This window comes from Streptomyces sp. NPDC005648, from assembly GCF_040605395.1.
Lineage (GTDB): Bacteria > Actinomycetota > Actinomycetes > Streptomycetales > Streptomycetaceae > Streptomyces.
The window spans coordinates 1-25,418 of the sequence record NZ_JBEXCS010000079.1; the positions used below are offsets into that span (position 1 = coordinate 1).

Annotated in this window: 24 protein-coding genes and 2 tRNA genes; 8 read left to right on the forward strand and 18 right to left on the reverse strand. The window is 72.0% G+C overall.

The genetic code is table 11. The features are described from left to right. Positions 1–109: 109 nt before the first annotated feature. The 6 genes from ABZT17_RS33800 to ehuB all read right to left on the reverse strand — a co-directional run bounded on the left by ABZT17_RS33800 (position 110) and on the right by ehuB (position 4,263). Positions 110–186, reverse strand: a tRNA-Lys gene (locus ABZT17_RS33800). A gap of 97 nt (positions 187–283) precedes the next feature. Next, positions 284–1,042 carry an IclR family transcriptional regulator C-terminal domain-containing protein gene (locus tag ABZT17_RS33805; protein WP_356354630.1) on the reverse strand — a complete coding sequence of 253 codons (759 nt, stop codon included), beginning with the start codon at positions 1,040–1,042 and terminating at the stop codon, positions 284–286. 213 nt (positions 1,043–1,255) lie between these two features. Beyond that, the gene (ehuA, locus tag ABZT17_RS33810; RefSeq protein ID WP_356354706.1) at positions 1,256–2,032 is read right to left on the reverse strand and encodes an ectoine/hydroxyectoine ABC transporter ATP-binding protein EhuA; all 777 of its coding nucleotides are present in this window, start codon (positions 2,030–2,032) and stop codon (positions 1,256–1,258) included. A gap of 10 nt (positions 2,033–2,042) precedes the next feature. Further along, entirely contained in the window at positions 2,043–2,693 is a 651-nt protein-coding gene (ehuD, locus tag ABZT17_RS33815; protein WP_356354632.1) for an ectoine/hydroxyectoine ABC transporter permease subunit EhuD, read from the reverse strand. Next, positions 2,693–3,415 carry an ectoine/hydroxyectoine ABC transporter permease subunit EhuC gene (gene ehuC, locus ABZT17_RS33820; RefSeq protein ID WP_356354634.1) on the reverse strand — a complete coding sequence of 241 codons (723 nt, stop codon included), beginning with the start codon at positions 3,413–3,415 and terminating at the stop codon, positions 2,693–2,695. Before ehuC ends, ehuD begins: the two co-directional genes overlap by 1 nt. Then, positions 3,412–4,263 (reverse strand): ectoine/hydroxyectoine ABC transporter substrate-binding protein EhuB, encoded by an 852-nt coding sequence (ehuB, locus tag ABZT17_RS33825; protein ID WP_356354708.1) that lies wholly within the window; start codon positions 4,261–4,263, stop codon positions 3,412–3,414. Before ehuB ends, ehuC begins: the two co-directional genes overlap by 4 nt. Positions 4,264–4,406: 143 nt before the next feature. Here ehuB and ABZT17_RS33830 point away from each other — a divergent pair, with 143 nt between their 5' ends. Continuing rightward, positions 4,407–4,901, forward strand: coding sequence for a DUF3830 family protein (locus ABZT17_RS33830; RefSeq protein WP_356354636.1), 495 nt, complete (start codon positions 4,407–4,409; stop codon positions 4,899–4,901). Here the strand turns inward: ABZT17_RS33830 and ABZT17_RS33835 are convergent. Together ABZT17_RS33835 and ABZT17_RS33840 are read right to left on the reverse strand one after the other, a co-directional pair. Next, the gene (locus ABZT17_RS33835) at positions 4,882–6,321 is read right to left on the reverse strand and encodes an amidase (protein ID WP_356354638.1); all 1,440 of its coding nucleotides are present in this window, start codon (positions 6,319–6,321) and stop codon (positions 4,882–4,884) included. The genes ABZT17_RS33830 and ABZT17_RS33835 overlap by 20 nt on opposite strands. 22 nt (positions 6,322–6,343) lie before the next feature. After that, positions 6,344–7,291 carry a D-2-hydroxyacid dehydrogenase gene (locus ABZT17_RS33840; RefSeq protein ID WP_356354640.1) on the reverse strand — a complete coding sequence of 316 codons (948 nt, stop codon included), beginning with the start codon at positions 7,289–7,291 and terminating at the stop codon, positions 6,344–6,346. Positions 7,292–7,432: 141 nt separating this feature from the next. Between ABZT17_RS33840 and ABZT17_RS33845 the strand changes: the two genes are divergently transcribed. From ABZT17_RS33845 to ABZT17_RS33855, 3 genes are all read left to right on the forward strand, one after another. Then, a complete protein-coding gene (locus ABZT17_RS33845) occupies positions 7,433–8,242 on the forward strand; it encodes an aspartate/glutamate racemase family protein (protein WP_356354642.1) in 810 nt (269 codons plus the stop codon). Further along, positions 8,239–8,970 carry a decarboxylase gene (locus ABZT17_RS33850; RefSeq protein WP_356354645.1) on the forward strand — a complete coding sequence of 244 codons (732 nt, stop codon included), beginning with the start codon at positions 8,239–8,241 and terminating at the stop codon, positions 8,968–8,970. The genes ABZT17_RS33845 and ABZT17_RS33850 overlap by 4 nt, the downstream gene beginning before the upstream one ends. 123 nt (positions 8,971–9,093) lie before the next feature. After that, positions 9,094–10,182 (forward strand): LLM class flavin-dependent oxidoreductase, encoded by a 1,089-nt coding sequence (locus ABZT17_RS33855; protein ID WP_356354647.1) that lies wholly within the window; start codon positions 9,094–9,096, stop codon positions 10,180–10,182. Here ABZT17_RS33855 and ABZT17_RS33860 read toward each other — a convergent pair. Next, positions 10,161–11,987, reverse strand: coding sequence for an EAL domain-containing protein (locus ABZT17_RS33860; RefSeq protein ID WP_356354649.1), 1,827 nt, complete (start codon positions 11,985–11,987; stop codon positions 10,161–10,163). The two genes, ABZT17_RS33855 and ABZT17_RS33860, sit on opposite strands and share 22 nt — an antisense overlap. A 313-nt stretch (positions 11,988–12,300) precedes the next feature. Between ABZT17_RS33860 and ABZT17_RS33865 the strand changes: the two genes are divergently transcribed. Continuing rightward, entirely contained in the window at positions 12,301–13,578 is a 1,278-nt protein-coding gene (locus ABZT17_RS33865; protein WP_356354651.1) for a M6 family metalloprotease domain-containing protein, read from the forward strand. A gap of 494 nt (positions 13,579–14,072) precedes the next feature. Here ABZT17_RS33865 and ABZT17_RS33870 read toward each other — a convergent pair. From ABZT17_RS33870 to ABZT17_RS33900, 7 genes are all read right to left on the reverse strand, one after another. Further along, positions 14,073–14,146 (reverse strand) — tRNA-Lys (locus ABZT17_RS33870). Further along, positions 14,137–14,694 (reverse strand): bifunctional DNA primase/polymerase, encoded by a 558-nt coding sequence (locus ABZT17_RS33875; RefSeq protein ID WP_356354653.1) that lies wholly within the window; start codon positions 14,692–14,694, stop codon positions 14,137–14,139. Before ABZT17_RS33875 ends, ABZT17_RS33870 begins: the two co-directional genes overlap by 10 nt. A 181-nt stretch (positions 14,695–14,875) precedes the next feature. Next, positions 14,876–15,244, reverse strand: a complete 369-nt coding sequence (locus tag ABZT17_RS33880) for a hypothetical protein (RefSeq protein WP_356354655.1) — start codon at positions 15,242–15,244, stop codon at positions 14,876–14,878. Between the two features lie 371 nt (positions 15,245–15,615). Then, positions 15,616–16,965 carry an AAA domain-containing protein gene (locus ABZT17_RS33885; RefSeq protein WP_356354657.1) on the reverse strand — a complete coding sequence of 450 codons (1,350 nt, stop codon included), beginning with the start codon at positions 16,963–16,965 and terminating at the stop codon, positions 15,616–15,618. Beyond that, positions 16,962–18,563, reverse strand: a complete 1,602-nt coding sequence (locus ABZT17_RS33890) for a hypothetical protein (RefSeq protein ID WP_356354659.1) — start codon at positions 18,561–18,563, stop codon at positions 16,962–16,964. The genes ABZT17_RS33885 and ABZT17_RS33890 overlap by 4 nt, the downstream gene beginning before the upstream one ends. A 58-nt stretch (positions 18,564–18,621) precedes the next feature. After that, positions 18,622–19,758: a hypothetical protein gene (locus ABZT17_RS33895; protein ID WP_356354661.1), complete on the reverse strand. Its 1,137-nt coding sequence runs from the start codon at positions 19,756–19,758 to the stop codon at positions 18,622–18,624. Continuing rightward, positions 19,709–20,668: a phosphatase PAP2 family protein gene (locus ABZT17_RS33900; protein WP_356354663.1), complete on the reverse strand. Its 960-nt coding sequence runs from the start codon at positions 20,666–20,668 to the stop codon at positions 19,709–19,711. The genes ABZT17_RS33895 and ABZT17_RS33900 overlap by 50 nt, the downstream gene beginning before the upstream one ends. A gap of 210 nt (positions 20,669–20,878) precedes the next feature. On the opposite strand from ABZT17_RS33900, the gene ABZT17_RS33905 reads away from it, so the two are divergent. Continuing rightward, positions 20,879–21,472 carry a histidine phosphatase family protein gene (locus ABZT17_RS33905; RefSeq protein ID WP_356354665.1) on the forward strand — a complete coding sequence of 198 codons (594 nt, stop codon included), beginning with the start codon at positions 20,879–20,881 and terminating at the stop codon, positions 21,470–21,472. Between the two features lie 183 nt (positions 21,473–21,655). Here ABZT17_RS33905 and ABZT17_RS33910 read toward each other — a convergent pair whose 3' ends face one another. Next, positions 21,656–23,119, reverse strand: a complete 1,464-nt coding sequence (locus tag ABZT17_RS33910) for a hypothetical protein (RefSeq protein ID WP_356354667.1) — start codon at positions 23,117–23,119, stop codon at positions 21,656–21,658. A gap of 341 nt (positions 23,120–23,460) precedes the next feature. On the opposite strand from ABZT17_RS33910, the gene ABZT17_RS33915 reads away from it, so the two are divergent. Next, the gene (locus ABZT17_RS33915) at positions 23,461–23,853 is read left to right on the forward strand and encodes a hypothetical protein (protein ID WP_356354710.1); all 393 of its coding nucleotides are present in this window, start codon (positions 23,461–23,463) and stop codon (positions 23,851–23,853) included. Positions 23,854–23,900: 47 nt separating this feature from the next. Then, positions 23,901–24,770 carry a fused MFS/spermidine synthase gene (locus ABZT17_RS33920; protein ID WP_356354670.1) on the forward strand — a complete coding sequence of 290 codons (870 nt, stop codon included), beginning with the start codon at positions 23,901–23,903 and terminating at the stop codon, positions 24,768–24,770. Between the two features lie 49 nt (positions 24,771–24,819). Here the strand turns inward: ABZT17_RS33920 and ABZT17_RS33925 are convergent, their stop codons facing one another. Then, positions 24,820–25,338 (reverse strand): hypothetical protein, encoded by a 519-nt coding sequence (locus tag ABZT17_RS33925; RefSeq protein WP_356354672.1) that lies wholly within the window; start codon positions 25,336–25,338, stop codon positions 24,820–24,822. Positions 25,339–25,418: the final 80 nt, after the last annotated feature.

Genomic DNA, 25,418 nt, shown 5'->3' on the forward strand with positions numbered 1-25,418 from the left:
GGACCCGCTGATGCTGCGTCTTCTGGGGGGTAACCCCCAGACCCCCAGCCGCCTACGTGGTGTCCCGGGAACGTCGAAGGACCCCCCGCTCCCACGAGAGGCCCTTCTGTGGTGCGCCGCCAGGGACTCGAACCCCGGACCCGCTGATTAAGAGTCAGCTGCTCTAACCAACTGAGCTAGCGGCGCGTGACTCTCGTCGACTGCGTTTTGCGGCTTTTGCCGTGTCTCGCGGTCGGCGACGAAGAAAATAGTACCTGGTCCGGGAGGGTGCTTCTGACCACCCTCAGATGGTGAGGGAGAGCAGTAGCGGTGCCGCGTTCCGGTTGAGGGTGTCCGCGGCCTGGCGCAGGCGGTGGGCGTGTTCGACCGGGAGGGACAGGGCCAGGCAGCCCACTCGGGAGCCCGCGGTGATCGGTACGGCCGCGCAGACCGTGCCGATCGCGTACTCCTGGAGGTCGAGGTGGGGCACGGTCGGCGGCTGGGACTCCAGGCGGGACAGCAGCAGCCGGTCGCTCGTGATGGTGCGCGAGGTGAGGCGGGGCAGCTTGTGGCGGGCGAGATGGTCGCGCCGGCCGTTGTGGTCGAGCTGGCCCAGCAGGCTCTTGCCGATCGCGGTGGCGTGAGCCGAGTAGCGGAAGTCCACCCACTCGTTGACCACGGGCGTGGTCGGCCCGTCGGCCCACTGGGCGACCTTCACCTCGCCGTCGACGTAACTGCTGAGGTAGACCGCCGCCCCCACCGAGTCCCGCAGCCGGTCCAGGGTGCGCTGGAGCTTGTCGCGCAGCGCGGCCTCGCGGCCCTGGGCGGAGCCCAGGCGGGTGAGGGAGTCGCCGGTGATGTAGGCGCCGTCGGTGATCTGCTCGATGTAGCCCTCGCGGCGCAGCATCCTCAGGAGGGTGGTCAGCCGCTCCGGGTCGAGGCCTGTCTCGCGGACGAGCTCGGTGTCGTTGATTCCGGTTGTGTGCCGTGCCACCGTCTCCAGTACGCGCAGGGCGTCCTGGGCCGAGTGGTACGGCGCGGTCGGCTCGTGCTTCAGCGCCACGGTTTCCCCCCGCGCTCGGGCCGTAGTCCAGTCAGCGAATCACTCCATGAATCTCTTTCACGATAACGGCCAAGAGGCTTGTTGTGGGCGGTTGTTGACGAGATTCCCGCGCCCCCGCACGGCTCTCAGCAGGGGCGCAGACACTCTGGCATATGCCGATGGAATGATCCGAAGCTTGGACCTCGGAGATTGAACCGCGTTCAATCCCTGCGGTCACAGCACCGCGCTCAAAAATTCCCGGGTCCGGTCCTGTTCGGGCTCGCTGAAGATCTTCTCCGGCGATCCCGACTCCACGACCCGGCCGGAGTCGAACATCAGGACCTGGTCGGAGATGTCCCGGGCGAAGTTCATCTCGTGGGTCACACAGAGCATCGTGATGTCGGTGGTGCGGGCGATGTCCCGCAGCACGTCCAGGACCCCCGCGACCAGCTCCGGGTCGAGCGCGGAGGTCACCTCGTCGAGCAGCAGCACCTGCGGCCGCATGGCCAGCGCCCGAGCGATCGCCACGCGCTGCTGCTGGCCGCCGGAGAGCTGGGTCGGGCGGGCGCCCGCCTTGTCGGCGAGACCCACCAGGTCCAGCAGCTCACGGGCGCGTTCCCCGGCCTCGTCCCGGGACATCCCGAGGACGGTCACCGGCGCCTCGGTGATGTTCCGCAGCACGCTCATGTTCGGGAACAGGTTGAACTGCTGGAAGACCATCCCGATGTTCTTGCGGACCTCGCGGACCTGCTTCTCCGGCGCGGGGAACAGCTTCTGCCCGGCGACCGTGATGGTGCCCTCGTCCGGCTTGGTGAGGGTCATCAGCAGCCGCAGGATCGTCGTCTTGCCGGAGCCGGACGGGCCGATCAGCGTGACGTGCTTGCCGGACTCGACGGAGAAGTCCAGCCGGTCCAGCACCGTGTTCTGCCCGAACCGCTTGGTGACCTGGTCGAACCGGATCAGCTCGCTGCCGTCCACCGGCGGGTTGGCGTGGGCGTCGGGTTCGTTCATCAGGGGGGCGTCAGTGGACAAGGCGTCGCTCCAGGGCTCGCAGAACAAGGGAGGCCAGATAGGAAATGACGATGAAGGCCACGCCGATCACCGTGAGGGGCTCGGTGAACTGGAAGTGCTGCTGGGAGAAGAGCCGTGCCTGCCCCAGCATCTCCAGCACGGTGATCGCCATCAGCATGGGCGTGTCCTTGAGCATCGCGATCACGTAGTTGCCGAGGGCCGGCACGACCCGGCGGATCGCCTGCGGCAGGATCACCACCCGCCAGGTCCGCAGCCGCGGCAGGTTCAGCGCCGTCGCGGCCTCCCACTGACCGGCCGGCACGGCCTCGATGCCGGCGCGGTAGACCTGCATGGTGTACGTCGAGTAGTGCAGGCCGATGCCGATGACACCGGTGGTCAGGGCGGACAGGGTCAGCCCCCACTCGGGCATCACGTAGAAGAGGAAGAAGAGCTGCACCAGCAGCGGGGTGTCGCGCACGAACTCGGTGACGACCCCGACCGGCCAGCGCACCCACCTGCTCGGCGTGCGCATCAGCAGCGCCCACACCAGCCCCAGCGCGAAGGAGATCAGCGAGCCGAGGGCGAGGGCCTGCAGGGTGACGAGCACACCGTCCCAGAAGTGCGGCATGAAGTCACCGACCGCGTTCCAGTCCCACTTCATCAGGAACCCCCTCCGATCCCGGCGCCGACCCCGGCACCGACGGGCCCGGGCTCGGTGACGGTCTTACGCGCCGGCCCCTTGCCCACGCCCGCCTTCAGCTTCTTCTCGAGGCCCCGCATCACACGGGTGAGCAGGAAGGCGATCACGAAGTAGATGAGCAGGACGTATGTGTAGATCTCCGCGCTCTGCTGCAGCGCGAGCCGCACCAGGTTGGCGCTGAAGGTCAGGTCGCCCATGCCGATGACCGAGACCAGGGCGGTGCCCTTGAGCAGCTCGATCAGCAGGTTGGAGAACGGCGGGATCATCTCCGGCACGGCCTGCGGGAGCAGGATGAGCCGCATCCGCTGCCAGGGCGTGAAGCTGAGCGCGATCCCGCCCTCCTTCTGCGCCGGGTCGACGGCGCTCAGCGCACCGCGCACGATCTCGGAGCCGTAGGCGCCGTACGTCAGCCCGAGCGCGAGCGTGCCCGCCCACAGCGGCACCAGCTGCCAGCCGAAGGCGAGGGGCAGCACGAAGTACACCCAGAAGATCATGATCAGCGCGGAGGTCCCGCGGAACACCTCGGTGTAGAAGCCCGCGAGGAAGCGGACGATCCACAGCCGGTGGGTGCGTGCGATGCCGACGACGAAGGAGACGGCCGCGGCGAGGAGCGAGCTGAACACGAGGAGCTGGACGGTGACCCAGATCCCCTTGAGTACGAGTTCCCAGAGTCCGGAGGTCATCGGTTCCCGCCTCCCCCGCACAGCTCCTCGGCCGTCAGATCGGTCATCTCGGCCCGGGTGAAGCCGAACGGCCTGAGGATCCGGAAGAGTTCGCCGCTCTTCTTCAGCTTGCGCAGCTCGACGTTGAAGGCGTCGCGCAGCCGGGTCTCCCCGAGCCGGAACGCGAAGGCGCCCCCGTCGATGTGCGGCTTGCCCCCGACGAGCGGGGCGAACGCCTTGGTGGCCTCCGCCTTGCGGGACTTCTTCACCACTTCCCGCGTGGTGAGCGCGGTACCGGCGAACACGTCCACCCGGCCCGCCTCGACCGCGTTCAGCCCGGCCACCTGGTCCTGCACGACGACGATGTCGCTCTGCTTGTACCCCGCCTCGACGGCGTACTGGATCTCGGCGTACCCGGTCCCGGTGGCGAACCTGGCCTTCTTCTCGACGACGTCCTTGTAGCTGTGCAGCCCCTTGGGGTTGCCCTTGCGCACGATGAAGGAGTCGAGCATCTGGTAGTCCGGGTCGGCGAAGACGACCTGCTGACACCGCTCGGGATTCACATACATCCCGGCGGCGACGACGTCGAACTGCTGGGAGTTCAGCCCGGGGATCAGGGAGCCGAACTCGGTGGGCACGGGCTGGACCCGGTCCACCCCCAGACGCTTGAAGACGACCTTCGCCAACTCCGGTGCCTCACCGGTGAGCTGACCGTCCTTGTCGATGTACCCGAAGGGAATCTCCCCCGCGATCCCGAGGCGTACGACCCCTGCGGCCCTCAGCCGCTCGAGCAGGTCACCCCCGTTCTTCGTCTCCGCGGTGGCCACACGACTGCAGCCCGCGGCACCCAGCGCGCCGAGCGCCGCCACCCCCGCGAGCAGCGATCGGCGTGTGGTCGCGGGTATGTCTCTCTCGGTCCCGATGTCGTGGTCGTGTGCGAAGTCGTTCTGGTTAGGTGGAGCCATGGCGGCGCGGCTACCCGAGAGCATGCGATGTATGCACCATGGAGGGCATGGCTGACCGCTACATCGAAGTCTCGCTGGTCAAGCGCGGAATCAGTTGCACCGCAAAACTCCTGGACGACCGCGCCCCGCTCACCTGCGCGGCCGTATGGGACGCACTCCCGCTGAGCAGCGACGTCTACCACGCGAAGTACGCCCGCAACGAGATCTACGCCCTGTTCCCACCCTTCGCGGACCGGGAACCCCCGCTGGAGAACCCGACCGTCACCCCCATCCCCGGCGACCTCTGCTACTTCTCCTTCGCCGGCACCGAACTCGGCACCAGGGCCTACGGCTACGACCGTGAGGTCCGCGCCGGCACCACCGTCGTCGACCTGGCCCTCTTCTACGAACGCAACAACCTGCTCCTCAACGGCGATGTGGGGTGGGTGCCCGGGATCGTCTGGGGGCAGGTCGTCGAAGGTCTTGAACAGATGGCCGACGGCTGCAACGACCTGTGGAGGTCGGGAGCGGCGGGCGAGACGCTCAGCTTCCGGCGGACCTGAGCTCCGGCCGTGGTGTTCCGGCGGCTCCCGCCTCGTACAGGGCGTGCGCGGCCCGCAGCACCAGGTCGTCCCGATGGCGGGCGGCGACGATCTGCAGGCCCACCGGCAGGCCCTCGCCGTCCACCCCGACCGGCACGGTCGCCGCCGGCTGCTGGGTCATGTTGAAGGGGTAGGTGAAGGGCGTCCACCCCGTCCACCTGCGGTGGCCCGAGGCCTTCGGCACCTCCGCGTCCGCCTCGAACGCCGTGAGGGGCAGGGTCGGGGTGACGAGGAGGTCGTAGGACTCGTGGAAGCGGCCCATGCGGCGGCCGAGTTCCATGCGGACGTCGACCGCGGCGAGGTAGTCGAGGGCGGACAGACGGGCGCCGGCCGCGCAGATCTCCCGCAGTCCCGGGTCGAGCAACTTCCTCTGGTGAGGGCCGAGTCGCTGGGTGACGCGGGCCGCGCCCGCGAACCACAGGGTGTGGAAGGCGTCCACGGGGTCGGCGAAGTCGGGGTCCGCCTCGGTGACATAGGCGCCCAGTTCGGCGAGGCGCTCCACCGCTCGCCGGACCGCGGCGGCCACGGCCGGCCGCACCGCCACCTGCCCGCCGAGGGAGGGGGAGTACGCCACCCTCAACCCCCTTGTTCCGTGCGGCAGTTCGGCGGTGAAGGGGCCGGGTGCCGCCGCCAGGGCCGACCAGTCGCGGGCGTCCGGCGCGCCGATCACGTCCAGCAGCAGCGCCGCGTCCGCCGCGTCCCGGGTCATCGGGCCCACATGGGACAGCGTGCCGAACGCGCTCGCCGGGTAGAGGGGCACCCGGCCGTACGTCGGCTTCAGCCCGAAGATCCCGCAGAAGGCCGCCGGGATACGGACACTGCCCCCGCCGTCCGTCCCGAGGGCCAGGGGACCCGCGCCGAGGGCCACGGCCGCCGCCGCGCCCCCGCTCGAACCGCCCGCGGTGCGCGTGAGGTCGTAGGGATTCCTGGTCGGCCCGGACAGGGGAGAGTCCGTCACGCCCTTCCAGCCGAACTCGGGGGTCGTGGTCTTGCCGACGAACACCGCGCCGTGCTCGCGCAGCCGGGCGACGGAGGGCGCGTCCTCGTCCCAACGGCCCTTCTCCGAGATGGTCTTGGAGCCCCTCAGGGTCGGTGCGCCGCGCAGCAGGATGATGTCCTTGACGGTCGTCGGCACCCCGTCGACCAGCCCTTTCGGCTCCCCTCGCCGCCACCGCTCCGTCGACTCCCGCGCCTGCGCCAGCGCCTCGTCGGCGAGCAGCCGTACGAAGGCGTTCACCTCCGGCTGGATCCGCTCGGCCCGCTCCAGGACCGCCCGCGTGGCATCCACCGGACTGAACTCGCCCTTGCGGTAACCCTCGACGAGCCGTACGGCGGTCAACTCCGTCAGGTCGAGGTCGAGGTCGAGACCGGAATCCGTCATCTGCCCTCCAGCGTCCGCAGGTTCACCGTCCGGGTACGTACCCACGTTCCTTGTCGACCACGTTCAGCAGCGGCCGGCCCGCCTCCCAGCGCTCGTACAACTCCACGAACTGCCTGCCCAGTTCGTCCCGCCAGCCGATCGTGTCGCCGCTCATGTGCGGGGAGACGATCAGGCCCGGGACCTCCCACAGCGGACTGTCGGGGGTGAGGGGCTCGTGCTCGAAGACGTCCAGCGCGGCCCCGGCGATCCACCGCTTGGCCAGCGCCTGAGCCAGCGCCTCCTCGACCACCAGCCCACCCCGCCCGATGTTGATGAACCGCGCCGACGGCTGCATCACGCCGAAGCGGCGGGTGTCGAACATGCCGGTGGTCTGCTCGGTGAGCGGCGCGGCCGCGATCACCCAGTCGGCTCGGGCGATCAGCCGGTCGAGGTCGTCCGGGCCGTGGATGCCGGTGTGCGGGGTCCGCCCGACGAGCGCCACGGTGATGTCCAGCGCCTTCAGCGTGCGGGCGATCGTACGGCCGATGGGGCCGGAGCCGACCACACAGGCGCGGGTGCCCGCCACCCGCTGGGACTCCCGGTGCCGCCAGGTCCGCTCCCGCTGCAGCCCCCAGGTCGTCGGCAGGTCCTTGGCCATGGCCAGGACGAGCGCGGCGACGTACTCCGCTATGGGCTGGTCGAAGATCCCGCGCGCGTTGGTCACCACGGTGTCGGAGGCGGCGAGTTCCGGACACATCAGATGGTCCACACCCGCGCTCGCGGTGTGCACCCAGCGCGGCCGCGGTCCCTCGCCCGGCCAGGCGGAACGCACCGCCCGGGACGCGAAGTCCCAGACCAGCAGCACATCGGCGGCCGGCAGCCGCTCGGCGAGCGTCGACTCGTCGGCGTGCTCGACACGGGCGCGACCGGTGAGGCGGCCGAGGCGGGGGAGAGGGTCGGCGTCCAGGACGAGGAGGGTGGGGACGGTCATGCGGAAGCCGTTTCTCGGGGTGGTTGCGGCCGTCTGACATGCGAGGTTTGACCACGCTCGCACCCGAACCTACCTTCGTCAACACGGGCGTGCGCACGGTCCGTTGCCCATCCACTTCTCACAGTGAGGGCGGTGTCCGTCATGGACGTTTCCTTCCTCGGTGGACCCCTGCCGCAGCGCGGTGTCGGGGTGGTCGCGCCCTTCGACTTCGCTCTGGACCGCGAGCTGTGGCGCTGGGTGCCGGACGACGTCTCGCTGCATCTGACCCGCACCCCGTTCGTGCCGGTCGAGGTGAGCCTGGACCTGGCGCGGCTTGTCAGCGAGCACGAGACCCTGGACGACGCCGTCCGCACCCTGATCGCGGTCTCGCCCGAGGTCGTCGCGTACGCCTGCACCTCGGGCAGTTTCGTCGGCGGGATCGCCGGCGAGCGGGCGATGTGCGAGGCGATGACGCGCGCGGGCGCCGTCCCCTCGGTCACCACCTCGGGCGCGCTCCTGGAGGCACTGGCGGCGCTCGGCGCCCGCCGGGTCGCCCTGGTCACGCCGTACACCGTGTCGGTGACCCGGGCGCTGGAGGAGTACCTGGCCGAGGCGGGCGTCACGGTCACCGGATGCGCGTTCATGGGGCTGACCCGGCACATCTGGAAGGTGCCGTACCGCGAGGTGGCCGCGATGGCCCGCAAGGCCGTACGGACCGGCGGGCGGCGGGGTGCCGACGCGCTGTTCATCAGCTGCACCAACCTTCCGACCTACGACGTCATCCCACAGCTGGAGGCCGAGCTGCGGATGCCGGTGATCTCGGCCAACCAGGTGACGATGTGGGCGGCGCTCTCCCTGCTGGGTACCCGGGCGATGGGGCCGTATCAGGCGCTGATCGATCCGGCGGCGCGTTCCGGTCCCGTACTGCCGGAACTTCCGGACGGTGAACAGCAGCAGGAAGGCATGGCATGACGGCACTCGGATTCCTCTACCCGGGCCATTCCGCCGAGGACGACTACCCGCGCATCGAGCAGTTGATCGGCAGCGACATCCGTCTCGACGTCGTGCACACCGACATCGGCGAGGACGCGCACCGGGTGGACGCGCTGCGGCGGATGGGCTCGCCCGAGCGGCTCGCGGCGGGCGTCGAGGAACTGCGCATGGCCGGCGCCGAGTCGGTGGTCTGGGCCTGCACCAGCGGCAGCTTCGTCTACGGCTGGGAGGGCGCCCACGACCAGGTCCGCACCCTTGCCCGCGCGGCCGGGATGCCGGCGTCCTCGACGTCGTTCGCCTTCGTGCACGCGCTGCGGGAGCTGGGGGTGCGGAAGGTCGCCGTCGGCGCCACGTATCCCGAGGACGTGGCGGGGCTCTTCGGGGAGTTCCTGACGGCGGGCGGCGCCGAGGTGACGTCGGTCCGCGGCGCCGGGATCGTCACCGCGGCGGAGGTCGGCACCTGGGGCGAGGCGGAGGTCTTCCTGCTGGCCCGCGACGCCGACCGGGACGACGCGGACGCCCTCCTCCTGCCCGACACGGCCCTGCACACCGCCGCCCATATCCCCGCCCTGGAGAAGGAACTGGGCAAGCCGGTCCTCACCGCCAACCAGGTCACCGTCTGGGAGGGCCTGCGACTGGCGGACCGCCGGGTGAACGCGCCGACCCTGGGCGCGCTGTTCACCCGGGAGCCGATCGTGCAGGTGTGAGGGCGCTTTCCAGCCGAACGGGGGGCCGGGGGCGTGGCCCGCGCGGCCCCCCGGGAATAAACGGAGAGTGCCTCCTGTTAATGCCGGACGGACAGCGCACGGCCGAAACAGGAGGCACCCACCGTGACCGCAGACGAGATCCGGGGTACGACCCATGGCACCGCCCCCGTCCCCCTCTCCGTACTGGACCTGGTCACCGTCGGCGCCGGCAGCACCGCCACCGACGCGCTGCGCACCAGCGTCCTGCTCGCCAAGCTGACGGAGTCCCGCGGCTTCCACCGCTACTGGGTCGCCGAGCACCACTCCATGCCGGGTGTCGCCTCCTCCTCCCCGGCCGTGATCCTCGCCCACCTCGCCGCCCACACCGACCGCATCCGCCTCGGCTCCGGCGGTGTCATGCTCCCCAACCACGCCCCGCTGGTCATCGCCGAGCAGTTCGGCACGCTGGAGGCGATGGCCCCGGGCCGTATCGACCTGGGCCTCGGCCGCGCCCCCGGCACCGACGGCGCCACCGCCGCCGCCCTGCGCCGCACGGACACCCTCAACGAGGGCGCCGACGACTTCCCCGAGCAGCTGGCCGAGCTCACCCGCTTCCTGGACGACGACTTCCCGGACGGCCACGCCTACCGCCGTATCCACGCGATCCCCGGCCCGGTCCAGGCCACCAGCCCCGGCGGCGTCCAGTCCCCGCACCGGCCCCCGGTCTGGCTGCTCGGCTCCTCCGGCTTCAGCGCCCGCCTCGCCGGCGTCCTCGGTCTGCCCTTCGCCTTCGCGCACCACTTCTCCGCGCAGAACACCGTCCCGGCGCTCGACCTGTACCGCGAGTCCTTCCGGCCCAGCGAGGTCCTGGACGAGCCGTACGCCCTCATCGGTGTCTCCGTCCTCGCCACCGACGACGAGCACGAGGCCCGCCGGCAGAGCCGGGCCATGGCCCTCAACATGATCCGGCTGCGCACCGGCCGCCCCGGCCTCTTCCCGGACCCGGAGGAGGCCGAGAAGCACGAGTTCAGCCCGTACGAGGAGGAGTTCGTCCGCTCCTGGACCGGCAACATCGTGCAGGGCGCCGTCGACGAGGTGCGCGAGGGTCTGGACTCCCTCCACAAGCGCACCGGCGCCGACGAGTTGATGCTCACCTCGCACGCGCACCGTGGGGAGCTGCGGTTGAGGTCCTACGAACTGATTGCGGACGCCTACGGGTTGCCGACCGCGTAGGTCTGACTGTCCATCAACTCCGAGATCCTCTCCGGCGACACCGGACGCGAGTACAGCCACCCCTGTCCGGTGTCGCAGCCGATCCGCCGCAGCCGGGACGCCTGGGCCAGGGTCTCCACGCACTCCGCGGTCACCGTCAGCCCCAGCCGGTGGGCGAGTTGGATCATCGCCTCCACCACGACCTCGTCGGCCGGGTTGGGCGGCACTCCCGCGCCCTCGTACTGGAAGCCCCGTACGAAGGAACCGTCCAGCTTCAGCACCGACACCGGCAGACGGCTGAGGTAGGCCAGGTTCGAGTACCCGGTGCCGAAGTCGTCGATGGCGATGTGCACCCCCATGTCGCTGAGGGCCTGCAGTGCCTGGAGCGGGCGGCCGGCCGAGCCCATCACGGCCGACTCCGTCAGCTCCAGCTGGAGCAGTCGGGGTTCGAGGCCCGTCTCCGCGAGGGTCTCGGCGACGTCCGCCACCAGGTCGGAGTCCCAGACCTGGCGGACCGCCACATTGACGCTGACGAAGAGCGGCGGCTCGGTCGGGTGGTCCAGCTGCCATCGGCGGGCCTGACGGCAGGCGGTGGCCAGGATCCAGCGGCCCAGCGGGACGATCGAGCCGTCCTCCTCGGCCAGTGCGATGAACCGATTCGGCGTCAGCACACCGAACTGCGGGTGGTTCCAGCGGATCAGCGCCTCGACCCCGCGCAGCCGCCCGTCCTCCATCCCCACGAGCGGCTGGTACTCCAGCACGAACTCACCGCGCTCGATGGCGGGGCGGAGGGTGGAGGCGAGGGCCTGGCGGGTCATCAGATTGGCGTTGCGCTCCGGGTCGAACAGCGTCCAGCGGGCCTTTCCGTCGGCCTTGGCCCAGTAGAGGGTGGTGTCGGCCGCCTGTACCAGCGCGGTGGGGGTGGTGCCGGCCGCGAGCCGCTCGACGACGCCGATCGACGCCGACACCGACAGACGCTGGCCGGCGATGTCGAAGGGCGCCTGGACGGCCTTGAGCAGCGACTCGGCCAGCTCGGCGAGTTGGTCCGTCCCGGTCGAGTCCTCCACCAGCAGCGCGAACTCGTCGCCGCCCAGTCTCGCCACCAGCGGTGCGCTCGTTCTGGCGTAACCCGCCTCGTCGGCGCAGCGCGTGAGGCGTTCCGCGACGGCGGCCAGCAGCCGGTCGCCGATCCGGTGGCCGAGGGTGTCGTTGATGGCCTTGAAGCCGTCGAGGTCCAGGTAGCACAGGCCGATCCGGCCCGTCCCGCCCTCGTCGTACGACTCCTCCTCCAGGGCCGCCGTCAGCCGCTCGAAGAACAGGGTGCGGTTGGGCAGCCGGGTTACAGGGTCGTGCATCTGCAAGTGCCGGAGCCGGCCCTGGAGTTCACGCTGGGCGCTGATGTCGCTGACCGACAGCAGGACGCCGTCGGCGGGGGCGGGCAGCGGGGTGACGGCGACCTGGACCCAGACGGACTGTCCGTCGGGGTGCTTGAGCCGCCGGGTGCAGCGCAGCCGGGCCTCCCGGCCGCGCAGCACCTCGCGGTAGGCGTGCCAGGTGCGCGCGTCGGACGACAGGTCCACCAGATCGGCGCCGATCCGGCCCACCAGGGTGTCCGGGTCGCTGCCGAGCAGGGCGCCGAACCCGTCGTTGGCGGTGACGACCAGGCCCTCCCGGTCCACGACCGCCATGGCCAGGGGCGCGGCCGTGAAGACCGAGCGATACGGCGGTGGCGGCTCGGTACCCACAGACGTGCGGCCATTACTCTCTGTTACGGCGTCCCGGTCGAGGTCTGCCGCGGGCGCCGGCCCTTCGGACGTTCCGCTCACCGCTAGCTCCCGCAGTGCACTCGTTACCTGCCGTGCCGGAAAGTGTGCCGATCATAGAGGCAGGCCCAGGGGCCTTCCAGCCACTGTCCAGTGTCCCGGATCGAGCGGCACTTCTGACAGATCGTTTCTGCCCGCAGCTGGACGGGTTCTCCGTGGCTCCGACCACTTGTGACGTTCCGTGAGCGATTCGGGGGTGTCGGACCTGACGGACTGTCGGTCGGCTCACTCGTCCGGGGCAGTCAAACAGGGCGCAGTATGACAAACCAACACAAGCTGGGTGCGGTGTCCCGTGTTACCGCTCCCGGAGGTGTCCGTGCCGCGTCAGTTCGCCCTCAAGTACCTCAGGGCCCCCCGACTGCGCAGCACCGCCGCCGTGTGCACCACCCTGTCCGCGCTCGCCGCGACCTCGCTGATCACCGGTCCCTCGGTCGCCGAGCCCTTCTCGTCCATCCCGTGCGCCCTGCAGCGCACCGAGGCCCATCACTCGGAGGGCCTCGACACCTGGAACGCCGCCTATCCGCGCCCGGCCCGCAGGCTGGACGCGGTCATGGTCTTCCTGTCCTTCCCGGACTCCACCCCGCGCACCACGCCCGCCCAACTCGCCGCGGACCACTTCCCCGCCACCAGCCGCTTCTTCGAACGCGCTTCGTACGGCAGGTTCACCCTGCGGCCGCACCCGCTCAAGCGGTGGATCCGGATGCCGAAGCCGTCGACGGCGTACGCCATACAGCGCGACTGGGATCCCGCGGACCGGGCCGCCTATCTGCGTGACGCGCTCGCGGTCGCCGATCCGCGGGTCGACTTCTCCCGGTACGACGTCGTGTACTTCGTCGCCGACCCGGACGCGCCCGGCGTGGACTCGGACGCGACGAAGGTCGTCAACCTGGACACCCCGCTCAGGGCCGACGGCACGGACATCCGCCGGGTCGTCACGGTCTTCGAGAAGCACCCGCCGGACCGTCTGGTGCTCGCCCATGAGACCGGGCACGTCTTCGACCTGCCCGACCTGTACCACCGGCCGGCCGACGGCAAGGGCGACTGGGACACGTACGTGGGGGACTGGGACCTGATGGGCAGCCAGTTCGGACTCGCGCCCGACCTCTTCGGCTGGCACAAGTGGAAGCTGGGGTGGCTGGAACCGCGCCAGGTGGTGTGCGTGAAGGAGGTCGGCGTCACCCGGCTGACGCTGGAACCGCTCGACGCGGGGCCCGGAATGCCGGTCACCGGTGCGGCCGGGTCGCCGATCTTCGGGTTCGGCCGCGGCACCAAGCTCGCGGTCGTCCGCACCGGCCCCGACAGCGTCCTCGCCTTCGAGGCACGCGGCCCGGTCGGCAACGACACCGCCGCCTGCCGCTCCGGCATCCTCGTCTACCGCGTCCGCAGCGGTACGGCGTCGGGCGGCGGCCCCATCCAGGTCATCGACGCCCACCCCCACACCGAGGCCTGCTGGGAGACCTCCGTCTACCCACCCCTGGCAGACGCCCCCATCACCCTCGGCCAGACCTTCCCGGTACCCGGCACAACCGTACGAGTAACCGCAGAATCCCGAACAGCGGCAGGCGCCTGGACAGTAAAGATCACAGCGGGGTGATACCGGGTTTGCGGGGGTGTCGGGGGTGGTGAGGCGGTGCGGGGGCGCCGAGGGGTGGGGAGTGGCGGGGAGGGGGTCGGGGTGCTGGGCCGCCTGCGGCTGCATTGGTGGGGGTGGGTACGTGCGGATGAGGCCGGATGGCAGCCGGGGATAGTGCGCGGGGCGGGCTGGGTGCTGGGCATGCGGCTGCATCGACCGGTGGCGAGGTGGGCGCCGATGTGCGGGTGGCGGGAGGGAGAGTGCGGCGCGGTGGGGGCCGGGTGCTGGGCCGCCTGCGGCTGCATCGGTCGGTGGTGAGGGTGGGTACGGGTTGATGCCGAGGGTGGATGGCGGCCGGGCGAGAGTGCGGCTGGGGCTGGGCCTACGGTCACCTCGGTCGGCGGTGAAGGGGGTGTGGGTGGCGGAGCCCCCACAACACGCGGCGAAGCCGCGCACAAACAACGATGGCGAGGCCGGTTCGCGCTTTCCGCGAACACACCTCGCCATCGCCATCGTGCGCCGCCAGGGACTCGAACCCCGGACCCGCTGATTAAGAGTCAGCTGCTCTAACCAACTGAGCTAGCGGCGCCTGCTGACGTCGTAGACCTTAGCATCCTGATCGGCGGGAGGAAAAATCGATATCCGTACGGCCGCCCGGGCCGCCCGCACCGCGGCCCAGAGCACGATTTCCGGGCCCGGCAGCCAGGGGTGACGGGTGTCCGGGGCGACCAGCCAGCGTGAGTCGCCGGAGGTCGGCGGGGTGGTGGAGAGCAGGGCCGGGACGGTGACCGCGTCGCCGACGCCGTGACACAGGAGGGGTGGGATCGCGCCCGTACGGCCGAACTCCTCCCATGCCAGCAGCGAGGGCAGCCGCTGGGCCGTACCCGGCGCGGCGAACAGCATCATCCGGCCCCGGAAGGCGGCCACCGGACCCGAGCCCGGTCCCTCCGACCAGAGCCGGTCGACCATACGGCGGCCGAAGACCGCGGGTACGCCGACGACATCGAAGACGGAGCCGCAGGGCAGCACGACCGGGGCGTCGGGGCGTTCCCGCCACAGGGCGAGCGTGCTGCGCGGAGACGTTCCTGCCGAGGCGAGCCAGGCGGCTCCGTCCGGGGTGGTGAGGTCACTGCTCATGGCATCTACATCTACCGGCTGTGAGCGGGCCGTTCCCGAGGGTTGTCGAAAGCCGGGACAGGGCGGGCAGGGGACGGGTATCTTGCCCACCTGGCATATGCCAGACCGAAGTGGTGTGTATTCAGAGTGGGCCGCAGGGCGAGGCGTGCGAGGGGTCAGGTCCGGGTTCCGCTCAAGGCGGTCACACCGGGTCCGCCGACCCCAGTTCGCCCTCGGCACCCCGCATCAGGTCGCGTCCGAACTCGACCATCTTCTTGGCGTAGTCCTCGGTCCACTCGGCCCGCTCCGCGATGTCCGCCGGCGTCAGCCGGTCGAACCGCCGCGGGTCCGCGAGCTGCGCGGCCGCCATCGCCTGGAACTCCACGGCCCGGTCCGCCGCCGCGCGGAAGGCGTGCGTCAGCTCCGTGGCGCGGGCCAGCAACGCCCGTGGGTCGTCGATCGACTCCAGGTCGAAGAAGTGCTCAGGATCCGAGGCCACCTCCGCGGGCTCGAAGAGCAGGGGCGCGGGGCGCAGCCGCGGTTCGTTCCGACGCGGCGTCTGCTCCGCCATGTCTTCTCCTCCTCGTACGTCACGCTCATCCGTCACAGCCGGCCGACCATGAACCGGCCACCGGGCCAACGTCCATTGTCTCGCGGCTGCGCAAGAGGGTCAGGGGTACGAGGGCTCAGCCCCCGCTCAGCCCCTCATCCCGGCATTCTCAAGGCCTCCGGACCACGCGATGTTCCCGCTCCCCCGCTTCACGGATCCGTCGCTCATGCCCCCCAGGCCACCCGGTGCTCCGCCAGCCTGGCGAGTACCGCGTGGTTCGCCTCCCAGCCGTCCGGGCTGTGTCCATTGGCCGCCTTCGGCGGCGTGCCGGACACCGTCCGGCGAGGAGGCGCCTGTCCGGCGTTCGTCGGCCCGCTTCAGGGATCCGTCGCTCATGCCCCCCAGGCCACCCGGTGCTCCGCCAGCCTGGCGAGTACCGCGTGGTTCGCCTCCCAGCCGTCCGGGAACTTCACCAGGGTTCCCAGCTGGACCGGTTCTGTGGACGGGTAGTCGTCGAGGAGGTCGCTCACGCCCGCGCGGCACACGACGATGCAGGCGTGGCGGTGGCGGGAGGCCAGGACGCAGAGGCGGCCCGTCTCCAGGTGGAAGGCGGTGGCGTCGGGGCGGCCGGAGAGAGGGTGGAGGACGACCGTGACGTCGTACTCACGGCCCTGGAGCCGGTTCGCCGTGTCGACGGTGACGTCCGTGACGCCCAGCTCGGCCAGTGCCGCCCGGACGGCCGCCGCCTGGTCGCGGTGGGCCGTGCCGACGGCGATGCGGTCGGGGGTGAGGGGCGCGGGCCGCGGGGAGCGCTCCGAGCGCGCCGCGCCCTCCCGGTCCAGCAGGCGCCGTACGACCGTCGCCACCGCCCGCACCGCCTCCGGGTCGGTGCGGGGCGTGTGCCGGGCGGGCAGCTCCAGCAGGCCCCAGCCCGACTCGGCGGCCGCGTCGATCACCCGGTCGGGGCCGGAGCCGTCCGAGGCGACCGCGAAGGACAGGCTCCGGTCGCCGTGGTCCGTGCCGCTGCGGAACGGTGTGTACGGGTAGAACGCGTCGGAGACCAGGGGCGCGGCCGACGCGGGCAGACGCCAGGAGACCGGCAGCCGGTGCTGCGGCAGTTCGGGGTTGTGGGCCAGAAGGGTGGTCACGGCGGAGGCGGAGGGGTCGTACGACAGTCCCGCCCACTGTTCGCCGCCGACGATCGAGAACGGGTCGAGCTGGCCGGGGTCGCCCACGAACAGGGCCCGCTCGAACAGGCCGGCGACGGCGAGGAGGGAGTCCGAGCGCATCTGGTACGCCTCGTCGACGATCGCGTGCCGCCATGGCTCGTCGACCTTCACATGCGCCCACTTGGCGGCGGTGGAGATCACGACCGGGAGGCCGGTGAGGTCACCCGCCTTCGCCGACTTGCGGACCTGCGGCAAGTCGTCCAGCGCCTTGTCGTACGGGTCGGCGTCGCTGCTGTGGAGGCGCCCGACGGGAAGTTCGGCGTTCTTCTCGGCGAGCCGCAGGACGAGATCGTCGACCTGCGCGTTCGTCTGCGCGACCACCATCAACGGGTGCCCCGCGTCCGCCAGTTCGAGGGCCGCCCGCACCACGAGCGTCGACTTGCCGGCGCCGGGCGGGGAGTCGACGACCACGCCTCGCGCGGTGCCGTGCAGGGTGTCGTGGAGGATCGCGTCGGTCGCCCGGGAGGCCGCGGTCCCGGGGTCGAGAACACCCTGGTCGGAAACCGTCGTCACAGCACGTCCTCCGCGGTCGTCGGGTCGGCGCTCTCCGCCACGGCCTCACCGGGCGGCCCGCCGTGCGTCCACGGCGTCTCCTCCGGGTCGGGCAGCTTGGGGCCGCCGCGCTGCTCGTGCTCGAAGAGGGTGAAGCAGAGCCGGTCGCCCTTCTCGGGGACCGATCCGGCCTCCGGCTCCTTGCCGCGGCCCATCCTGTCGAGGACCCGCAGCACCAGCAGGAAGCTGCCGTCGGGGGACTCCTCGTGGCCGACGAACTCGGTCGTCTGCGGCTTGCCGCCCAGCGAGCGGTACGCCTTCGCCCGCTCGCCGAGATGGGGGCGGTCGTCGGTGCGGACGGTGACCAGCGGGCGCGGACTGGGGCGCTTGCTCTCGCTGTACGCCATCACCACATCGGTGACCTCACCCGCGAACGCCTCCCCGGACAGCCGCCGACCCGCCATCACCAGCGGGTCGTCGAGGGCCTCCTGCGCCTCCAGACGGGCCTGTTCGCGCTCGCGCGAGGCCAGCTTGCTCGCGGCGGTCACCGCGTCGTCGCGGCGCGGCTGCGGGGGCTCGCCCGCGGTGATCCGGTCGCGGTGAGCGGTGAACGACCAGCGGTCGCGGGTCCACCGCCCCTCGACATGCGCGCCGACGGGGAGCGTGCGCAGCAGGTCCAGGCCGTCCCACACCTTGTCCCAGGTGGGCCGGGTCACGCTCGCGACGAGAGCGCGGATGTTCCGCTCGGCGTCGGTGAGTTCACCCAGCCGGTCGTCCGCCTCCAGACCGTCCTCGGCGGCGGCGAGGGCGGTACGCGCGCGGTCGTAGCGCTCGATGGCCGGGGCGAGGAGCTTGTTGTCGAACGCCGGGTCGGTGGCGGGGCCGGCGGGCGGGCAGAGCAGCCGGCCCCCGGGGTCGCGGGCGAGTTCGGCCCGCAGCGCCGCCTCGGCGCCCGTGCTTCCCTCCGGCGGGGCGATCCAGGCGAGCAGGGCGCCCAGATGCTGGTCCTCCAGAGTGGACTGGCCGGTGGCCCAGTGCCGGGACAGGACGTCGGTCATGGCGAGCAGCAGGGAGGAGCCGGGGACGCGGGCGCGCTCGCCGAAGTGGGTCAGCCAGCGGCCGAGGAGCGGTACGCGCGGGGGCGCGGGGTGCGGGGTCTCCGGGTCCTGCTCCGCCGTACGCCGGAAGCGCATGGAGCGGCCGAGGAGCCGTACGAAATCGGTGCCCGCGCGGGAGGGCACGATCAACTGCGGGGCGTCCGCGCACAGTTCGACCTCGACCTTGACCCGCTTGCCGGTCTCGGGGTCGGTCTCGTTGCGCTCGGCGGCCTCCACCTCGCGCGCGTACTCGTCGATGTACGGCAGGACGACGTCGGCGAGCTCGGCCAGGAACGCGAACCGCAGGTCGCGGTCGCGCGGCTGCGGTACGACGAGCAGGCGCGGCGCGTCCCGGTCGGTACCGACCAGCGCGCCGAGCGGGGCACCGGCCTCACCGGCGGTGGTCAGTGGCACGAGCACCAGGGGGCGGTCGGCGAGATGCCGGTGCCGGACGGTGGCGGCGGGCTGGGCGCGGCCGGTGGCGACGGCTTCGAGGCGGGCGAGGGTCGAGATCAGCGACATGGCGTGACCTCCCCGGCCGACTCGGCGTGTGCGGCCACGGGGGCGTGCGTGAGTCCGGTCATCCGGCCGCACCTCCCGCCGCCACGGCCCCGAGCGCCTCCGCCCGCAGCCGCGCCGCCCGCCGGAGGGCCGCCACCGCCGGGTCGTCCGGATCGCCGGCCTCCCCTCGGGCGGCCGCCAGGACGTCCGCCACCGTGGTGAGGCCGCCCAGTTCGGCGCGGACCGAGCGGCCCAGGGACGTCACCGCGCCCGACGCGCGGGAACGGTCTCGGCAGTGGAAGGCCAGTTCGCAGGCGGAGAGGCACTCGGGGGCGTAGGTCGCCGGGACCGACTCGACCGCGGAGGTGAGGTCGGCCGCGGGCAGGCCGGGGGAGAAGCAGGTGCCCTCGGGAAGGGTGTCGGCGATGTCCTCGACGCGGGTGAGCCGGGCCAGCTGCCGGCCGGTGACGGCGCGCTGCTTGCGGATGTCGACGGCCGAGGCGGTGGGGAGGTTGGAGAAGTCCTTGGGGCAGACGAGGAGGACGTGGGGGCTCACCTCCGGCACCGGGTCCAGCCGGGCGGCGACCTCCTCCAGGGCCAGCACGTACACCGCCGCCTGCCGGGCCGCCGCGCCGACCTTCGCCGGGTCGGCCGCACCGTCCAGCATCGGGAAGGACTTGATCTCCACGACCGTCCAGCGGCCGTCCGGGTGCACGACCACGGCGTCCGGCTCCAGGAAGGCGGGGGAGCCGGCCACGTCGAGGGCGAGCATGGGGTGGTCGAGGAGCGTCCAGGTGCCCGCGGCGGCGGTCGCCTCGCGCAGGGCGAGCGCGGTACGGGCGGTGCGGCCCTCGGGGCCGATCGCCGTGAGGTCGGGCACCTGCGCGCCGGCGGGCGGTTCGGCGCGACGGTCCAGCTTCTCGTGCACCAGCCGCAGCAGCTCCGCGCCGCCGTCCGCCTTGACCTTGGCCTCGAAGGCGTTGCCCCGCGTCAGCGCGAACTGCGACTGCCCGAAGGCGGACGGGGAGCCCAGCGCGCTCGCCAGGGCGGTCTTGTCCACCCCCGCGCCGTCCAGGAGCGCGCGGCGCCTGCACCCCGGGTTGGCGGCGAGGGCGGCCAGGGCGCGCGCGTCCAGCGCCTTGGCCGGTACCTCGGGACCGCGCAGCTCAGCGAGCCGCTGCCGGAGCGCCTTCCCCCGCGTCCGTGGGGGAGGCACCGGGCTCGGCCCTCGGTCCTGGCCCGGACCCGGCCCGGGACTCGCGCTGCCGTGGAAATCGCTCACCCGCGGAAGTCTGGCATCCGCCACTGACAATTGAGGAACCCGCGACCTGAGAGCCCCCTGTGGCGAAGGGCAACCGCTCCCTGATCCGGTCCGCGCCCCGCATCACATACGGCGTCAGGAACAGCCCCACCCCCATCACGGCCGCGCCCGCCACCGCGTCGAGGAAGTAGTGGTTCGCGGTGCCCATGACCACGATCGTCGTCAGCAGCGGATAGGCCACGGCGGCGACCTTCGTCGTACGCGTCCTGCCGTACCGCCACAGCATGACCCCGCACCACAGCGCCCAGCCCACATGCAGGCTCGGCATGGCCGCGTACTGGTTGGTCATGCCCCCGAGACCGCGCGGTGCGCTGGCCTCGCCGCCCCACCAGCCGTACGAGCTGTACTGGGCCATCGTGTCCACGAAGCCGTGGCTCGCGTCGAGGAGACGGGGCGGGCAGGTGGGCAGCAGGGTGAAGCCGATCAGGCCGAAGAAGGTCGACGTCATCAGCCAGGTGCGGGCCGCGCGGTAGTGCACGGCACGGGACCGGAACAGCCAGACCAGGATCGCGGGCGTGACCAGGTAGTGCAGCGACGCGTACCAGAAGTCGGCCGGCACGCCGAGCCACGACTCGCGCGTGAAGAGGCGGTTGAGCGGGTGCTCGGCGTTGATGTGCAGGAACTTCTCGATGCGCAGGATGTCCAGGCCGTGGTCGACGGCGCCGGTGCTGTTGCCGCGCGCCAGGAGCCGGCCGGCCGAGTAGCAGGCGTACACCAGCAGGATCAGCGGCAGCTCCGTCCACCAGCGCAGACGCACGCGCGGGGCCGCTTCCTCGATGCCCGGTGTCGTCTCGGTCTTCGGCATCCGATCGCCTCCCCCTTCATTCTCGCGTGGCGCCCGGTGGCCGGGGCGTGCTGATCGGTCGTGCCACTTTACGGCGTACGCGCGCGCCCTCCGTGGGGCGCCCTCGGTCACCGAAGACGCAGAGATCGGCCGCCGGGTTGCCCCCGGACAGCGTGCGCGATGATGGAGGGGTTCCGCCCCTGGTTTCTTCTGGAAAGGCCCCCTCCGCTCATGGCACCGCGCATCCTGCTGGCCCGGCACGGACAGACCGAGTGGTCACTGTCCGGCAAGCACACCGGCAGGACCGATGTACCGCTCCTGGAGGAGGGCCGCCGGGGCGCGAAGCTGTTGGGCGAGCGCCTGCACCGGGCGCCGTTCGAGGGGCTGGTGGACGTCGAGGTGCGGACCAGTCCGCTGGCACGCGCGCGTGAGACGTGCGAACTGGCCGGGTTCGGTGAGCGTGCGGCCTCCTGGGACACGCTGATGGAGTGGGACTACGGCGCCTACGAGGGCATGACGCCGGACGAGATCCAGGTGCTGCGGCCCGGCTGGCTCATCTGGCGGGACGGGGTCCCGGAGGGCGAGTCCCTCGCCGACGTCACCGCGCGGGCCGACGAGGTGGTGGCCTGGGCGCGGGAGGCCGACCGGGACGTGCTGGTGTTCGCCCACGGGCACATCCTGCGGTCGATCGGGGCGCGCTGGCTGGGCCTGCCGATCGACTTCGCGGCCCGGATCAGGTTGAACCCGACGTCCCTCTCGATCCTGGGATGGGCCTACGGGGAGCCGGCGCTCGAGACCTGGAACGACCTGGGGCACCTGGCCTAGGGCCTTTCTGGTGGATGTCCGCGGTGGAAGGAGCGGCGTCCGGTGCTTGCGATCGGCGTGCGGCATGGGGCCCCCGCTCGAGCGAAGCCGGGAGTGGGGGAGGGCGTGCCGGGCGCTGTGACGCCGCGGAGATCCACCAGAAGCGCCCTGGGGAGGGCTCGGCCGATGTCCCGGGCGGGTGGCTCAGGCCGTGCGTGGCAAGGAGGCGTGGCGTTCCAGGAAACCCGAGACGCCGGTCGCCCGGCGGTGTGGCAGCAGCACCCTCGCCGTGCCCGCGAGCATCGTCTGGATGCGGGAGGACTGGACCTGGTCGAGGAGGTCCAGGACGCGCATCCCGGCCGCCGCGGCCTCGTCCGGGCGGCCGCCCCGGGCCAGGTCGTCGGAGAGTTCCGCCGTGTACAGGGCGATGTTCCGGCTGAAGTGCGGGTCCTGGAGACGGGCCGCCTGCCGTGCGTGCCGGGCCGCGCGCCGCCAGTCGCCCAGCGTCGACCAGCACTGCGCCTCCAGGCCCTCCAGCTCGGCCTCTCCGTAGAAGCTCATCCACTCGGGGTCGGCGTCCGAGGGGCCCCGCTCGAAGAGGGCCTGCGCGCGGGCGAGTGCCTGCTCGCAGCCCGCCCGGTCGGCGAGCCCCGCCCAGCCGCCCGCCTCGCGCAGCGCGAGCAGGGACATCAGCCGGGCGGAGCCCAGGGGGCGCCCGACGCGCTGTGCGGCCTGCGCGGCCCGGACCGCCTCCCGCGGCCGTCCGGCGTCACGGGCGAGGAACGCCGTGTTGCAGAAGGCGTGCGCCTCCAGGGCGTCGTCGCCGGTCATCCGGGCGGTCGCGAGCGCCTCCGCGTAGTGCGAGCGGGCGTCGTCGAAGCGGCCGGAGTCATGGGCCAACCAGCCGACGGAGATGGCCAGTTCACCGGCGCCCGAGTGGAGTCTGTCCGCGGTCGCCTGCCGGGTCGCGCCGGCGTCCAGGAGCGCGTACGCGGCGCGCAACGGCGCCGACGCGCGCCGGTACAGGCCGTCCGCGCCGTGCCGGTCGTCGAGCAGCCGGATTCTGCGTACGGCGTCCTCGAGCGCGTACGCGTCGCTCGTCCCGGGCCGGCGGACGGCGCGTCCCGCCGCCGCGGCGTCGAAGGCGAGCCCGATGGGGCCCAGCGAGGCGGCGGCCACGGTGGCGCCCCCGCCGGTCATGAATGCGCGACGCAGCACGTCGCTCTCCTCGTAGTTGTCGTACGTCGGGTGGTTCTCGTGGTGCGCGTGGTGCACGTCCGGCTCGTCGTGCTCTCGGTCCTGCGTGCCGTACGGCTCCTCCCGCTCATACGGCTCGTACGCCCCCGGTGTCTCATCGGCCGTGTGGGTCCTGCGCCCGCGTACGGACGACCGGGGCGCGAAGCCCAGGTCGGTGAGGGTGCGGCCGGGGAACATGTGCAGGAACACCCGTTCGTACGCGTAGTTGGGGCAGCGGATCTCGCCCGCCTCCACCCGGCCCACATAGCGCGCGTCGCAGCTGACCCGCTCCCCGATCTCGCGCGCCGCGCGGCGCACCGCCGCGGCGAACTCGGCCGGCGAGCGCCTGCCGCGCAGCTGCCGGAAGGCGAGGTTGGGCCGGGGTGGTGGGGTGGGCATGGGCGGGGACGAGGTCGCCTCTGACGACGCCATGGCCGGGTCCTCTCGTGCGAACCGTCGAACCATGCCGGAATTGGGGTGAGTTGTTCGTGTGACACCCTGTTTCCGGCGGGCAAGAACGTACCCGCTGTGCCGGACCCGCCACGCAGGGTTTGCCTACAAACCGGATATCTCATCCGGGATCTGCCATGAACTGCCATCCTTTGTGGCTGACTTCCGCCGTAGCCGTTGACGGTCGCGAGCGTTTGACCCGGTGGACCGGGAGCCGCCCGACTCCCGACCCGCTTCGTTCAAGGAGGGGTTTTGTGGTGGAGACCGGGATGCGGACGACGATGCCATTGACGACGGAGCAGCTCACGGCGCCCTTGACGACGATGGGGCACCCGCCGACCCCGGACCACAGCGCGCCTCCTCTCCCCGAGGGCCCCTGCGATCTCGTCACCGTGCCGGCCCGGCAGGGTCTCGAGGCCGTCGACATCCTGCGGCGCGGGGCCTGCGACGCGGTGGGGCCCGTACTGCACGACGACGGCTGCGACACCCTCGGCTTCCTGGTGCCGCCCGGTACGGCCGCCGCGTGGGACGTCCCCGGCAGCACCTGTACGGAGACCGACGGGCGGGGGCTGAGCCTGAACCCCGAGCCGCCCGTGGAGGGCTCGGACTGGCTGCTGCCGCCCGGCGAGGCGGACCTCGCGACCGACCCGGCCGTGCTGCGGCAGGCCCTGGGGGAGGCGGCGCGGCTGATCGAGGCGGCGGACAACTGCCGGTGACCGTCGCCGCGCGGGCGGCCCCGCTCGCGGCCGTCGATAATGGGTCAATGGGAAAGTCCAGGAACCCCCGGCGGAACGGTGCCGGCGCCGAACCCGTCGTCGAGACCGTCGACGGTGGGCTCGCCGAGCTCATACCCGACCGGGACCGGGCGCGGGCCTGGACGCTGCTGATCGACGGGGCGCCGCAGTCGCACGTCGATCTGGACGAGCCCTCCTACCTCTCCTTCGAGTACCAGCGCCGCCTCGGGCATGTGATCGACCTCGCCGCACCTCCCGGCAAGCCCGTGCACGCCGTGCACCTCGGCGGGGGCGCCCTCACACTCGCCCGCTATGTCGCCGCCACCCGCCCCCGCTCCACCCAGCAGGTCGTCGAACGCGACGCGGCCCTCGTCCAACTGGTGCGCAGGCGGCTGCCGTTGGACCAGAACGCCCGGATCAGGGTGCGTGCCGTGGACGCCCGGGAAGGGCTGGCCAAGGTCCTCGACGGCTGGGCCGACCTCGTCATCGCGGATGTGTTCAGCGGCGCCCGCACCCCCGCCCACCTCACCTCGACCGAGTTCCTCGACGAGGTCCGCCGCACCCTCCGCCCCGGTGGGGTCTACGCCGCCAACCTCGCCGACGGTCCGCCGCTGGCCCACCTCCGCGGCCAGATCGCCACCGCCGCCGACCGCTTCCCCGAACTCGCCCTGGTCGCCGACCCGACCGTGCTGCGCGGCAAGCGGTTCGGCAACGCGGTCCTCGTCGCCTCCGACACCCCGCTGCCGGTCGCGGAACTCACCCGCAGGGCGGCGGGCGATCCGCACCCCGGCCGCGTCGAACACGGCCGCCCACTGGTCGACTTCACCGGAGGGGCCGCGCCGGTCACGGACGCGGCGGCGGTCGCCTCCCCGGCGCCACCGCCCTCGGTGTTCCGCTAGAGCGGTTTCCCGAACTCCGGGCCGACGGTCGGCACGCTTCGGGTGGACCCTAGTAGTTGCCCACCTCCACATGGGGCGGCCCGTCGTGCCACGTGCAGATCACCGAGACCTTGTTCGTGCCGGAGGTGAACTCCACGCGGATCCAGGTGTCCGTCTTCCACGTCTGCATCGACCAGCCGGCCGCCGGGGTCGCCATCACGAGCGACGCCGTGGTCTCGCCGAGGTCGAAGACCGCCCGCCCGCCGTCGGTGTCATAGCTCTTGACCTGGCCGGAGGCGGTGGGGGAGCCGGCCGGGGCGGGGCTGCTGGGCGCCGGTGTCCGCGACGCGGCGGGTGTGGGCGTCGGGGACGGCCTGCCCGCCGGGGTCCGCGACGGAGCGGGGCCCGCCGTCGACGACGCCAGCGGCTTCGACTCCTGTGTGGTCGCGTCGGCCGCCGTGATCGGCAGGGCGCGCGGCGGGTCGTACGCCGTGCCCGCCATCACCGTGTGGACACCCCACCACGACAGCGTGACCGCCGCGCCCGTGGCGAGCGACCAAGCCAGCATGTGTACGAGTCCTCTGCGCATCGCGGGCCATATTGCCTCACCCGCCCCACGGGCCGCACTCGGTCGGGAGTTGTCCACAGGCCCGGATGCGACCCGCCCGC

Coding starts and splice junctions, on each gene's coding strand:
- ABZT17_RS33920 (WP_356354670.1), top strand. CDS start 23,901: ATGGGAAAGTCCAGGAACCCCCGGCGGAACGGTGCCGGCGCCGAACCC.
- ABZT17_RS33840 (WP_356354640.1), bottom strand. CDS start 7,291: ATGACCGTCCCCACCCTCCTCGTCCTGGACGCCGACCCTCTCCCCCGC.
- ABZT17_RS33900 (WP_356354663.1), bottom strand. CDS start 20,668: ATGCCGAAGACCGAGACGACACCGGGCATCGAGGAAGCGGCCCCGCGC.
- ABZT17_RS33850 (WP_356354645.1), top strand. CDS start 8,239: ATGACGGCACTCGGATTCCTCTACCCGGGCCATTCCGCCGAGGACGAC.
- ABZT17_RS33845 (WP_356354642.1), top strand. CDS start 7,433: ATGGACGTTTCCTTCCTCGGTGGACCCCTGCCGCAGCGCGGTGTCGGG.
- ABZT17_RS33835 (WP_356354638.1), bottom strand. CDS start 6,321: ATGACGGATTCCGGTCTCGACCTCGACCTCGACCTGACGGAGTTGACC.
- ABZT17_RS33875 (WP_356354653.1), bottom strand. CDS start 14,694: ATGAGCAGTGACCTCACCACCCCGGACGGAGCCGCCTGGCTCGCCTCG.
- ehuD (WP_356354632.1), bottom strand. CDS start 2,693: ATGAAGTGGGACTGGAACGCGGTCGGTGACTTCATGCCGCACTTCTGG.
- ABZT17_RS33925 (WP_356354672.1), bottom strand. CDS start 25,338: ATGCGCAGAGGACTCGTACACATGCTGGCTTGGTCGCTCGCCACGGGC.
- ABZT17_RS33890 (WP_356354659.1), bottom strand. CDS start 18,563: ATGTCGCTGATCTCGACCCTCGCCCGCCTCGAAGCCGTCGCCACCGGC.
- ABZT17_RS33905 (WP_356354665.1), top strand. CDS start 20,879: ATGGCACCGCGCATCCTGCTGGCCCGGCACGGACAGACCGAGTGGTCA.
- ABZT17_RS33910 (WP_356354667.1), bottom strand. CDS start 23,119: ATGGCGTCGTCAGAGGCGACCTCGTCCCCGCCCATGCCCACCCCACCA.
- ehuA (WP_356354706.1), bottom strand. CDS start 2,032: ATGAACGAACCCGACGCCCACGCCAACCCGCCGGTGGACGGCAGCGAG.
- ehuC (WP_356354634.1), bottom strand. CDS start 3,415: ATGACCTCCGGACTCTGGGAACTCGTACTCAAGGGGATCTGGGTCACC.
- ABZT17_RS33880 (WP_356354655.1), bottom strand. CDS start 15,244: ATGGCGGAGCAGACGCCGCGTCGGAACGAACCGCGGCTGCGCCCCGCG.
- ABZT17_RS33830 (WP_356354636.1), top strand. CDS start 4,407: ATGGCTGACCGCTACATCGAAGTCTCGCTGGTCAAGCGCGGAATCAGT.
- ABZT17_RS33915 (WP_356354710.1), top strand. CDS start 23,461: ATGGGGCACCCGCCGACCCCGGACCACAGCGCGCCTCCTCTCCCCGAG.